At 68.0% G+C, this 11,133-nt stretch carries 11 protein-coding genes and 2 pseudogenes; 6 read left to right on the top strand and 7 right to left on the bottom strand.

The window, feature by feature from the left end:
- Positions 1–199 (bottom strand): annotated as a pseudogene (locus GX543_RS07280) (serine/threonine protein kinase); the annotation flags it as partial.
- Positions 200–302: 103 nt separating this feature from the next.
- Positions 303–995: a TetR family transcriptional regulator gene (locus tag GX543_RS07275; RefSeq protein ID WP_290850942.1), complete on the bottom strand. Its 693-nt coding sequence runs from the start codon at positions 993–995 to the stop codon at positions 303–305.
- Positions 996–1,162: 167 nt separating this feature from the next.
- Here GX543_RS07275 and GX543_RS07270 point away from each other — a divergent pair, with 167 nt between their 5' ends.
- The 5 genes from GX543_RS07270 (at position 1,163) to recQ (ending at position 6,694) form a co-directional block, all read left to right on the top strand.
- On the top strand, positions 1,163–2,239 hold the full coding sequence (locus GX543_RS07270) for a ferredoxin reductase (RefSeq protein ID WP_290850940.1): 1,077 nt from the start codon (positions 1,163–1,165) through the stop codon (positions 2,237–2,239).
- Positions 2,240–2,244: 5 nt separating this feature from the next.
- On the top strand, positions 2,245–3,417 hold the full coding sequence (locus GX543_RS07265; protein WP_290850939.1) for an acyl-CoA desaturase: 1,173 nt from the start codon (positions 2,245–2,247) through the stop codon (positions 3,415–3,417).
- A gap of 118 nt (positions 3,418–3,535) precedes the next feature.
- Complete coding sequence (locus GX543_RS07260) at positions 3,536–4,468, top strand: alpha/beta hydrolase (protein WP_290850938.1); 933 nt, start codon at positions 3,536–3,538, stop codon at positions 4,466–4,468.
- A 91-nt stretch (positions 4,469–4,559) separates the two neighbouring features.
- Positions 4,560–4,853, top strand: coding sequence for a hypothetical protein (locus GX543_RS07255; RefSeq protein WP_290850936.1), 294 nt, complete (start codon positions 4,560–4,562; stop codon positions 4,851–4,853).
- Between the two features lie 8 nt (positions 4,854–4,861).
- Complete coding sequence (gene recQ / locus GX543_RS07250; protein ID WP_290850935.1) at positions 4,862–6,694, top strand: DNA helicase RecQ; 1,833 nt, start codon at positions 4,862–4,864, stop codon at positions 6,692–6,694.
- Between the two features lie 37 nt (positions 6,695–6,731).
- On the opposite strand, the gene GX543_RS07245 is transcribed toward recQ, so the two are convergent.
- The gene (locus GX543_RS07245) at positions 6,732–7,646 is read right to left on the bottom strand and encodes a type IV toxin-antitoxin system AbiEi family antitoxin domain-containing protein (protein ID WP_290850933.1); all 915 of its coding nucleotides are present in this window, start codon (positions 7,644–7,646) and stop codon (positions 6,732–6,734) included.
- A gap of 273 nt (positions 7,647–7,919) precedes the next feature.
- Here GX543_RS07245 and GX543_RS07240 point away from each other — a divergent pair, with 273 nt between their 5' ends.
- Positions 7,920–8,420, top strand: coding sequence for a DUF4395 domain-containing protein (locus GX543_RS07240; RefSeq protein ID WP_290850943.1), 501 nt, complete (start codon positions 7,920–7,922; stop codon positions 8,418–8,420).
- A 194-nt stretch (positions 8,421–8,614) separates the two neighbouring features.
- Here the strand turns inward: GX543_RS07240 and GX543_RS07235 are convergent, their stop codons facing one another.
- The 4 genes and pseudogenes from GX543_RS07235 to eno all read right to left on the bottom strand — a co-directional run.
- Positions 8,615–9,574 carry a Ppx/GppA phosphatase family protein gene (locus tag GX543_RS07235; RefSeq protein WP_290850931.1) on the bottom strand — a complete coding sequence of 320 codons (960 nt, stop codon included), beginning with the start codon at positions 9,572–9,574 and terminating at the stop codon, positions 8,615–8,617.
- Positions 9,571–10,101 carry a DUF501 domain-containing protein gene (locus tag GX543_RS07230; RefSeq protein ID WP_290850929.1) on the bottom strand — a complete coding sequence of 177 codons (531 nt, stop codon included), beginning with the start codon at positions 10,099–10,101 and terminating at the stop codon, positions 9,571–9,573. The genes GX543_RS07235 and GX543_RS07230 overlap by 4 nt, the downstream gene beginning before the upstream one ends.
- Complete coding sequence (locus GX543_RS07225; RefSeq protein ID WP_290850927.1) at positions 10,102–10,656, bottom strand: septum formation initiator family protein; 555 nt, start codon at positions 10,654–10,656, stop codon at positions 10,102–10,104.
- 202 nt (positions 10,657–10,858) lie between these two features.
- Positions 10,859–11,133, bottom strand: a pseudogene (gene eno, locus GX543_RS07220) (phosphopyruvate hydratase); the annotation flags it as partial.

Here is an 11,133-nt window from a genome sequence, read left to right as displayed (position 1 = left end):
CGGTCTGCGCCTCGCGACGAAATCGCTCCTCGTAGGTCGCGTCACCCGCGAAACGCTCGTGCAGCAGCTTCAGCGCCACTTCGCGATCGCGCACGGTGTCGTGGGCCCGGTACACCTCGCCCATGCCACCCTGACCGAGCAACGCATCGAGTCGATACGGTCCGAACTGCGTACCGACGCGGGATCCCTGCTGTGCCATACAGACAATCATCCACCATCGGTCCGACACCCTTTTGTCCGACTCGGACGAACTCGCGCCACAAGCAGCCGGTTGATCGACACACTGAAGCGCTCGCGACCGACTACTGCGACGGCTTCCACTGGGTCATCCCCAGGAACACCATGACCAACTGCTTCTCCGCGCGTTCCACCAGTGCACGTTCGGTGGCCTCGCGACCGTCGCCGTCGAGCAGTTCGGCCACCGTCGTCATCATGATCGAGACGATGAGGTCGGCGGCGACTTCGAGGTCGTCGGCGCCCCATTGCGTGAGCGCCGGGATCCGGGCGAGATCGATGGCGAGCTCACGCGAGAACAGCAGCAGCTCGGTCGCGATGGCGCGCCGAACCTCGGCGACCCCGCCGTGCCGTTCGCGGACCAGGAAGCGGAACTGCGATTCGTCCGAGTGCACCTTCTTGAGCAGCGTCGACAACGAGTCACGCGCCGTCGGCATGCCGTGCGCCGACATGTCGCGGCGCGCTTCTCGCAGGGCTCGACGGAGCACCCGCATCGCGTCCTCCACCAGCGTGACGCCGAGATCCTCCATCGACGCGAAGTGGCGATAGAAGGCCGTCGGCACAATTCCCGCGCCGCGCGCCACCTCGCGCAGGCTGATGCTGCCGAAAGAACGGTCGTCCACCAGCTCGATCGTGGCGTCCAGGAGGGCCTGCCTGGTCTGTTCCTTCTTGGCCGCGCGGCTGCCTCCGGACTCCGCATGCGACCGCTTGGCACGCGCCTTGCGGGGCGTCGTGCCTGGTGAGTCGGGTACTGAAGTCACGCCTCCCAGTCTAGGCACCCGGGCCGAACGCTCCGTCGGCCGGTGAAGAAAGCCACGTGACCGCGAACACACGAACCACTTCTTGACACCCCTCCGTACCGATGTGTCATGCTTATTTGTGTACAGACGTTCACTGAAATTCCGAACGCTTCCAGAGGAGTAGAACGATGGCCCACAAGCTCGCCCGCCTCGTCGAGACGATCGTCGAAGCCACCGCCACCCCCTACCCCGTCGACCGCTATCTCGAGCTCATCGACCCGATGATCACCTGGCGCGACACGCGCGCCAAGATCACCGACGTCCGGCACCAGACCGACCGCTCGGTCACCCTCGCACTCCGCCCCACCCGCCAGTGGAAGGGTCACGAGGCCGGGCAATACATCGAGGTCAGCGTCGTTGTTGACGGAGTCCGCCACCGCCGATTCTTCTCGCCGGTCGGCGCCGCGGGCAACACCGGAGAGATCGAGTTGACCGTGACCGCCCACTCCGGCGGATTCGTCTCGCGCTACCTGCGCGAGAACGCCCGCCCCGGAATGGTCCTGGGCATCGGCGCCGCATCGGGCGAGTTCCGCCTCCCGTCCGATCGACCCGAGCGGATCGTGCTCGTCAGCGGCGGCAGCGGGATTACACCTGTCCTCTCAATGTTGAGAACATTGGTAGCCGAAGGACGTCATGCACCCGTGACGTTCGTGCACTACGCCCGCACCCCGGACGACGTGCCGTACCGCGCCGAACTCGACGCACTCGACCGCACCCTCGAGCACGTTGACGTGCGGTTTCATTTCACGCGCACCGACAATCCGGAGCACTTCGACGCCGCCCACCTGGCGGACGTCGCCGAAGTCGATGGTGCACAGGTGTACATGTGCGGCCCGGCGTCGTTGATGACCGCAGTCCGCGAGTACGCCGACCAGCGCGGCATCGCCGACCGCTTGTTCTCCGAGGCGTTCACGGTCGACACCACGCCGGTGCTCGACCCGAACCAGCCGATCACCGGCGAGGTCACCTACACCGAGTCCGACGTCGCGACCGCCAACGACGGTCGCACCCTGCTCGAACAAGCCGAGGCCGCAGGCCTCACCCCGGAGTACGGATGCCGCATGGGCATCTGCTTCTCGTGCACCAAGGTCCGCAAGAGCGGATGCACCCGCAACATCCTGACCGGTGAGCTCGATTCCGAGCCCGATCAGCACATCCAGATCTGTGTCAGCGCCCCCGTCGGCGACGTGGAAATCGAGGTTTAAGAGCAATGGCCATCAACATCACCGAACGCTTCCGTCCCGCGACCGAGCCGGACGTCCCCACCGAGATCAACCTCTCGTACGATCAGGTCGAGGCTCTCGGACGCGACCTCGACGACCTCCGCGCCCGCGTCGTCGCCACTCTCGGCGAGCAGGACCGCGAGTACCTGTACCGCGTGATCCGCGCGCAGCGGAAGCTCGAGTTCGCCGGCCGCGCCATGATGTACGCCCCGTTCCTCCCGCCGGTGTGGCTGGCGGGCGTCGCCTCGCTCGGCGTCGCCAAGATCCTCGACAACATGGAGATCGGCCACAACGTGATGCACGGCCAGTTCGACTGGATGCGCGAGGACACGTACAACTCCCGCGAGTTCGACTGGGACACCGTCTGCCCGGGCGAGCAGTGGAAGCACAGCCACAACTACATGCACCACACGTTCACCAACATCGTGGGCGAGGACCGCGACGTGGGTTACGGCATCCTCCGCATGGCGCGCGACCAGAAGTGGAACCCCTACTACCTGGGCAACCTCGGGTATGCGACCGCCCTGATGCTGCTGTTCGAGTGGGGCGTCATGCTGCACGACCTCGAGACCGAGAACATCATCCAGGGCAAGCGCAAGTGGAGCGACGTCAAGACCCTGGTGAAAGGCATGTGGCGCAAGGCCAGCAAGCAGGTCGCCAAGGACTACCTGATCTGGCCCGCGCTGACCGGCCCGTTCTTCGTCTCCACCCTGATCGGCAACGCCGGCGCCAACCTGATCCGCAACGTGTGGACCTACTCGATCATCTTCTGCGGTCACTTCCCCAGCGGCACCCAGACGTTCACCGCAGAGGAGTGCCAGAACGAGACCAAGGGTCAGTGGTACCTGCGTCAGATGCTCGGTTCGGCGAACATCGAGGGCAGCGACCTGTTCCACATCATGAGCGGCAACCTCTCGCACCAGATCGAGCACCACCTGTTCCCCGACGTGCCCGCCAACCGATACCCGGAGATGGCGCCCGAGGTCGAGGCGATCTGCCAGAAGTACGGCCTGCCCTACAACACCGGCCCGCTCCGCAAGCAGCTTGGTTCCACGTGGATCAAGATCGCCAAGCTGTCGTTGCCGAACGCGATGACCCGCGACGACAACGACGTGATCGTGAACATCGAGCGGACACCGGCTGCGGTCGACGCGGCATAGCGACGAGTACTGACCGGAACGTCCCCCTCAGCGCTCCCCGAGGGCGATCTTCCCTCGACTGGAACTGAGGGGGACGTTCCGGTCAGCGGCCGCTCGAGAAGCCGCTACCCTCGCCCTCATGGCCCTCTCCGAGATCACCTTCCCCTCGCACAACGGACGCGACACCGTCTACGGCTGGATCTACCGCCCCACCCGGCCCGCACGGGCGGTGGTGCAGCTGATCCACGGTCTCGGCGAGCATTCGCGCAGGTACTTCCCGCTGATCACCCGACTGCTCGACGCCGGCTTCGTGGTGGTCGCCGACGACCATGCAGGACACGGCAAGACCGCCATGGAGTCCGGGATCTGGGCCGACTCCGGCGACGACGGCGCCGCGACGGCCGTCGAGGACGAGCTGACCCTGATGGCCACGGCCCGCGCCGAGTACCCCGACCTGCCGTACGTGGTCTTCGGCCACTCGTGGGGTTCGATGATCGCGCGGCCGCTGGCTGCTCGCGCAGGCGCCGACCTCGCCGCGCTGATCCTCTGCGGCATCGCCGCCCAGATGTCCGGACTCGAGTCCGGTGTCGACCGCGCCGCGCTGGCCGCCGAACCCGACCGCACCGCCCCGGCGACCGCCGACTACGTCGCGACCATGTTCGACGGCTTCGTCTCGCGCTACGGTCCCGACGCCGGCCCGACGGACTGGGTGGCCCGCGACCGCGACGTGGTGCGCGACCACGCCGTGGACCCCCTCAACAACTTCGGCGCGCCGATGAGCGTCCGATTCCTGCAGGGGTTCATCGAGCTGTACGACACTGCCAACAGCGACGACTGGTACGCCCAGATCCGCGCCGAGCTCCCGGTCCTGATCCTGGCCGGCGACCAGGATCCGGTCACCAACTACGGCGAGGGTGCCTATCACGTCGCCAACAAGTTGGTAGCTTCCGGCCACGCCGACGTGCGCACACGCGTCTACACCGGCTTCCGTCACGAGGTCCACAACGAACCCGAGATCCGCGACGACGTCGCCGACGAGATCGTCGCGCATGTGGAGCGCGTGACGCCGTAGCGCCCGGCCGCCGCCGCGACACGTCCGCTCCCGAGGCACGCCTACGATGGGTACTCAAGCAGTCGGCAGTACGCGAAAGGGAGGACGACAAATGGTCGGACGGGTAGAGCGCAACAAGGACCTGCTCCAAGAAGCCGTGGAGAACACCTCGCACCGGGTCGGGAACATCGCGTCGATCATCACCTCCGCCGTCGCCGACGTGGCCCGCGAGATCGGCGAGCTCATCACCGACGGCTTCGAGATGCGCGATGCCGCGAAGGCCGCCGGTCGCGATGCTGCGCCGGCCCCGCGTGCCAAGACCCCGCCCGAGGAGCTCGACTCGCTCAACGGTTACGACGGCGACGACAGCGACGACGGCTCCGACGACACGGACCGGGACGACTGATCGCCGACGTGCCCGACCAGTACCAAGTCCTTCAGAACGTCTTCGGCTACTCCGACTTCCGCGGCGACCAAGACCAGATCGTGACGCACGTGGTGGCCGGCGGCGATGCCGTCGTCCTGATGCCGACCGGCGGCGGCAAGAGCCTCTGCTACCAGGTGCCCGCGCTGGTGCGCGAGGGATGCGCCGTCGTCGTCTCGCCGTTGATCGCACTGATGGCCGATCAGGTCGGCGCGCTGCAACAACTCGGGGTCCGCGCCGCGTATCTCAACTCCACGCAGTTCCCCGAGGATCGCGCGGAGGTCGAACGCGCCTATCTGGCAGGCGAACTCGACCTCATCTACATCGCGCCCGAACGACTGAGCCAGCGCGGGACCCGCGAGTTCCTCGCGCGCGGGAAGCTGTCGTTGATCGCGATCGACGAGGCGCACTGCGTCTCCCAGTGGGGCCACGACTTCCGGCCCGACTACCTGGCGCTCGGTGAGCTCGCGGAGATCTGGCCCGACGTCCCGCGCATCGCCCTCACCGCGACGGCCACCCGCCGCACGCACGAGGAGCTCACCTCGCGCCTGCACCTGGAGAACGCCCGCCATTTCGTCTCCAGCTTCGACCGTCCCAACATCACCTACCGCATCGAGCCCAAGGCCAAGGCCAACCAGCAGTTGCTGGACTTCATCCGGACCGAGGGCGTGATCGACGGTGAGCCCGCCACCGGCATCGTCTACGCGATGAGCCGCAAGAGCGTGGAGAAGATCGCCGCGTTCCTGTCGGCGAACGGGATCAACGCGGTGCCGTACCACGCCGGGCTCGACCGCCGCGTCCGCGAAGAGACGCTGCACCGCTTCTTGCGCGAAGACGGCATCGTGGTGGTCGCGACCATCGCCTTCGGCATGGGCATCGACAAACCCGACGTCCGGTTCGTGGCGCACGTCGATCTGCCGAAGAGCATCGAGGGCTACTACCAGGAGACCGGTCGAGCGGGCCGCGACGGGCTGCCGTCGGTCGCGTGGATGGCCTACGGGTTGGCCGACGTGATGAACCAGCGACGGCTGATCGACCAGTCCGACGGCGACGCCGCGCATCGGCGGGTGCAGTCGCAGTTGCTCGACGCGATGCTCGCGCTGTGCGAGACGCCGTCGTGCCGACGGCAGCAGCTGCTCGGCTACTTCGACCAGCAGATCGAGCCCTGCGGCAACTGCGACACCTGCCTGTCGCCGCCCGCCACCTGGGACGGAACCGTCCCCGCGCAGAAGCTGCTGTCGACCATCTTCCGGCTCGACCGCGACTTCAACCGCTCCGCGTACGGTGCCGGACATCTGGTCGACATCCTCCTCGGCTCCGACAACGCGCGGATCCAGCAGCAGGGCCATGCCCGGCTGACCACCTACGGCATCGGCACCGAGCTCGACGGCGCAGGCTGGCGCAGCGTGGTGCGACAGCTGGTGGCGCTCGGAACCATCGAGCCGCACGGCGACTACGGCGTTCTCCGCCTCACCGACAAGGCGGCCCCCGTTCTCCGCGGCGAGCAGACGGTGATGTTCCGCGAAGATGCGAAGGCCCCGGCGCGCAGCAGGAAGGCGACGCGCGCCGCGACGGCCGCCCCCGACCTCTCCGACGGCGACCGCGGCCTGTTCGAGGTCCTGCGCCGCTGGCGCGCGGCGGTCGCGAAGGAAGCGGGCGCTCCGGCCTACACGGTCCTCAGCAACCGCACCCTCGAGGAGATCGCCCAGGTGAAACCGGCCAACCGCGATGAGCTCCTCGCCGTCTCCGGGATCGGCCAGGCCAAGTTGGAGAACTACGGCGACCAAGTGCTGGAGATCCTCGCCGACTTCGTGTCGGCGTAGCCGCTCGGCCGAAGCCGTAGCCGGCCTCGGCCGCCGCTCAGCAGGGAGCGTCAAGATCAGTGTCGGCATCGATCGCCGAGGGAGATCTTCCCTTGAGCGCTGACTGTCGGACTGATCTTTGCACCAGCTCCGCCTTGCGCGCCGAACGCGCCCGGTGGCGGTCGGCCCCGGTGATCGCTCGGATGTCGGCGAGGACGCCGTCCCAGTCGTACAGGATGTCGTCGTAAGTGAGGCGAAGCGTCAACCAACCGTCGACCACCGCACGCCGATCCCGTCGATGGTCGCGCTCGTAGTCCTCTTTGCTGGCGTGGTAGAGCACGCTGTCGCATTCGATCAGCAGCACCCCGATCCGCAGGTCTGCTCGCCCCACCCCGTCAACCTCTGGCTGCACCACGACGTCGTATCCCAGTGCCCGCAACCGGACCCGAGCAATGCTCTCCGTCCCCGATTGCGAACGCCGCTCGGTCTTGGCGAGCAGTCGCACCACTGTCGGCCCGGCGCCGTCGAGCTCTTCGGCGAGATCTGTCTGGCACTTACCCGTCGACTGCATGTAGGAGTCGCAGATCGCGATCCACTGTTCTGTCGTCAGGCAGCGTGCGGCGCAGCTGAGCGCAACCGGGACGGTGTCGACCGCATTGGTCGCCGTGCGGAAGCATCCGCGCAACGGTCGGCACGCCGGATGCTTACCGCGCTTGTTCCGGCTGCGCCGCAGGTGCAAGCCATCGCGACAGCCCGGAGGGATCCACAGGTCGTGAAAACGCAATGCGTCGACGCAAGTCAGCACGCCACCGTCACGAACCGCTGCGGCGGCGGTGTCGTCGGCGTTGGGTGAGGCGAACCAGCCGGCCCGCAGCCGAGTGAGCGAACCGTTCCGCACCGCCCGCCGGATCGACCGGTCGTCGTATCCCGCCGTCAGCAGCTGAGCCCGCGTGTAGATCCCCGAATCCTTCATGTCAGTTGGACGCGCCCGGGCCCGATCGGGTTCCGGGACTCACGGCAGACGGCCAGGATCAGTCCGGACACGACGGACCGAGGGAAATCTTCCGTCGGGCCCTCCTGACCCGGCTGTTCTCGGCGACGATCGCCGCTCCGGCCCCCTCATTCCATTCCAATCAGCGTGACGTTAACCCTGGGCACGGCGACTACCTGGACATATCGTGAATCGTCATCGCTAGAAGGAGCACCCGTGACCAACTCTGACGTCTTCACCCAGGTCGATTCGACGATCGCCGTCGTCGAGGCGCCGTCGTGGCATCGCGGGGTGTTCGACTTCCCGAACCCGGTGAACGACTACGCGGCGCGCTCCACCGCCGGACTGGTGATCGCCCTGGCGATCGCGTCGATCGCGGTGAACCAGCCGTGGCTGTACGGCATCCTCGCGCTCGGCTTCGTGCTGCGCGTTGCGGGCGGACCGCGGTACTCGCCGTTCGGCCGACTCGCCGTGCACGTCATCGTGCCGAAGATCTGGCAGAAGTCGAAGATCGTCCCCGGTCCGCCGAAGCGCTTCGCGCAGACCATCGGCCTCGTGTTCTCGGGAACCGCGTTCGCGCTCTCCCTGGCCGGCCTCGGCCTGGCCGCTCAGATCGTCGTCGGTCTGTTGATCGTCGCGGCGTTCCTGGAGTTCGCGTTCGGTCTGTGCCTCGGCTGCATCGGCTTCGGCCTGCTCCAGCGCGCCGGGATCATCCCCGAGAGCGTGTGCGAGGCCTGCAACAACTTCGGCCGCTAGTCACTGCGGCGGCACCGGGCGGCACCGGCCCGCCGCACACCCTCGGCGGCGCGAGATCGAAGGCACGCTGCCGTGGAAGCGGGCACTGCTCACCAGCGGTGGCAGCGTGGTCGCGGGACAGATCGCCAAAGACCGCGCCGCCCAGAAGGTCGGCACCCCGAACCTCTGACGGCCCCTGCTACCGACCTGCCCTGCTACGGCACCAGTCCGAGGGCGATCCCGTCCAGGATGTCGTGCTCCGAGACCACCATCTCGGTGATGCCCGCACGGTCGGCGAACTGACGAGCGAGTTCCCGCGTCACCAGGGCACCGCCGCCGATCACGTCGGCGCGTCCGGGGTGCATGGGTCCGAGGGTCATGCGCTCATCGACGGTCATCGCGGCGATCTTCCCGCACAGCACATGCAGGTCGGCCAACGAGATCCGCGAATGGTGGATCACCTCGGGGTCGTACTCGGTGAGTCCGGCGTGCACGGCGGCGAAGGTGGTGAGGGTGCCTGCGACGCCGACCCAAGTGCGCGCGAGCGACACGTCGACCGCATCGAACGCCTTCGCCAACTCCTCCGCGGCAATGGCTTCGGCGCGAACCCGCTCTTCCAGCATCGGCGGATCGGACGGGAGGGCGCGTTCGGTGAGCCGCACGCAGCCGATGTCGGCGGAGTACGCCCCCGCGACCACCGCTTCGCCGCGCGACACCGATCCGACCACCACCTCGGTGCTTCCGCCGCCGAGGTCGGTCACCACGAACGGTCCGTCGGCGGGATCCAGGCCGCCGACGGCGCCCCGGAACGACAACCGGGCTTCCTCGTCGCCGGTGATCACCTCGGCGACGCACCCGGGCTGCACGCGGCCGAGCAGCTCGGCCGTCATGTCGAAGAAGGCGTCGCGGTTGCGCGCATCGCGGGTGGCGGAGGTCGCGACCATCCGGACACGTTCGACGCCCGCGGCCACCATCCGGTCAACGTACCCGGCCAGCTCCACACGCACGCGCTCGATGGCCTCGGGAGCGAACTCGCCGGTCGCATCGACGCCCTGTCCCAGGCGCACGACCTTCATGTCGCGCTCCACGTCGACCAGCGTGCCGGCGTCGTCGACGTCGGCGATCAGCAGGCGGATGGAGTTGGTCCCGCAGTCGACGGCGGCGACTCTGGTCACTGCGCGTCTCCGGCGCCGTCGACCGGCGCGACCAACGGCCAGTCCGCGGGCACCGCGATGCCGCGCAGCTTCTCGACGTCGGCCAGCAGCGCGACCGCCTCGTCGCCGAACGGGTTGACGCCCGGGCCCTTGGCCAGCGAGTGCGCCACCAGCACGTGGAGGCACTTCACGCGGTCGGGCATGCCGCCTCCGGCGAAGTCGGTGCCGAGCGATTCGATCGCGTCGCGCTCGGCGAGGTAGCTCTCGTACGCGGCGCGGTAGCCTGCGGCGAGTTCCTCGTCCTCGGCCAGGCGGGCCTGCATGTCGCGCATCACGCCACCGGACTCCAGGCGGCTGCACGCGCCGGTGAGCCGCTGGTCGGTCAGGTAGTACAGCGTGGGGAACGGGGTGCCGTCGGGCAGTCGCGGCGCGGTCTTGACCACGGCCGGTTGACCGTCGGGGGTCCGGTAGCTGATCTCGAGCACGCCCCGCGGCTCACGTCCCAACTGCTTCGCGACCGCCTGCAGGTCGGCTTCGGTGATGCTCACTTACCCTCGGGTCTCCGGCGGTGTCGACACCGCATCCATCAGATTCTCGTACCAGGGAGTCGCCTTGCGCTGGCGCTCCTCGGCTTGTTCGGCCTGCTGCTGATCCCGCGTCGGATTGATGATCACGATCGGCTTCTCGCCCTTCATGACCAGCTGGAGACGCTTGCGCGCCTCCTGCTCGATGTACGCGGGGTCGCTCTGCTGAGCAAGGCGACTCTTGTACTCTTCGGTCTGCTGCTGGAGTCGCTCGTTGGACTCCTTCAGCTGATTGAACTCGTTGCGCTGGGCGATGTACGTCCGCGCGGGCACCGCCAGGGTCAGCATCAGGAAGATGCCGAGACCCACCGCGATGCCGATGGTCGTGACGCTGACTCCGCGGCGCTGCGCGAACAGCGCCAACCGCGACGGCGGCGCGGGCAGATCGCCCGAGGCGTTGCCCTGCGGCCGGTCCGACGACCGCCTGCGCCGCGCGCCGGCGTGCGACGCTGCGGAACTGCGCCCGCTCGCCGACGATGCACCGTCCCGGGGGACGTCGTTGCCGAGGTCCAGACCCAACTCGTCCTTGCCCAGCGCATCGTTGCCCAGCGCGGCGTTGCTCTCCGGCCGCGCTGAAGCGGTTGAGCGAGACCGAGTGCGCCGCTGGTCGGGGCGTGGTCGTCGCGACGAACTCGTCCGACGATCACCCCGTCCCCGCGAACTACGACGGCGTGAACTGCCGCCGCTCTCGGTCTCGCCCAATCCCATGCCTTCTAGCTAATCACGCACCGAACGAGAAGCGCGGGAACGCCAGGTCACCGGCGTAGCGCGCCGCGTCGCCGAGGCCCTCTTCGATGCGGAGCAGCTGGTTGTACTTCGCGACGCGCTCGCTGCGAGCGGGGGCGCCGGTCTTGATCTGGCCCGAGCTGCAGGCGACGGCGAGGTCGGCGATGGTGGTGTCCTCGGTCTCGCCCGAACGGTGGCTCATCATCGTCTTGTAGCCGCTGTTGTGGGCCAGCGCGACGGCGTCGAGGGTCTCGGTCAGCGTGCCGATCT

This window comes from Gordonia sp. (in: high G+C Gram-positive bacteria), assembly GCF_012515855.1.
Lineage (GTDB): Bacteria > Actinomycetota > Actinomycetes > Mycobacteriales > Mycobacteriaceae > Gordonia.
The sequence above is the reverse complement of the archived record's forward strand: the minus strand, read 5'-3'. Positions and strand labels throughout refer to the sequence as shown.

What these genes read in the sequence shown, in the direction of transcription:
- GX543_RS07265 (WP_290850939.1), top strand. Translation starts at nt 2,245, where the DNA reads ATGGCCATCAACATCACCGAACGCTTCCGTCCCGCGACCGAGCCGGAC.
- GX543_RS07255 (WP_290850936.1), top strand. Translation starts at nt 4,560, where the DNA reads ATGGTCGGACGGGTAGAGCGCAACAAGGACCTGCTCCAAGAAGCCGTG.
- GX543_RS07245 (WP_290850933.1), bottom strand. Translation starts at nt 7,646, where the DNA reads ATGAAGGATTCGGGGATCTACACGCGGGCTCAGCTGCTGACGGCGGGA.
- GX543_RS07260 (WP_290850938.1), top strand. Translation starts at nt 3,536, where the DNA reads ATGGCCCTCTCCGAGATCACCTTCCCCTCGCACAACGGACGCGACACC.
- GX543_RS07270 (WP_290850940.1), top strand. Translation starts at nt 1,163, where the DNA reads ATGGCCCACAAGCTCGCCCGCCTCGTCGAGACGATCGTCGAAGCCACC.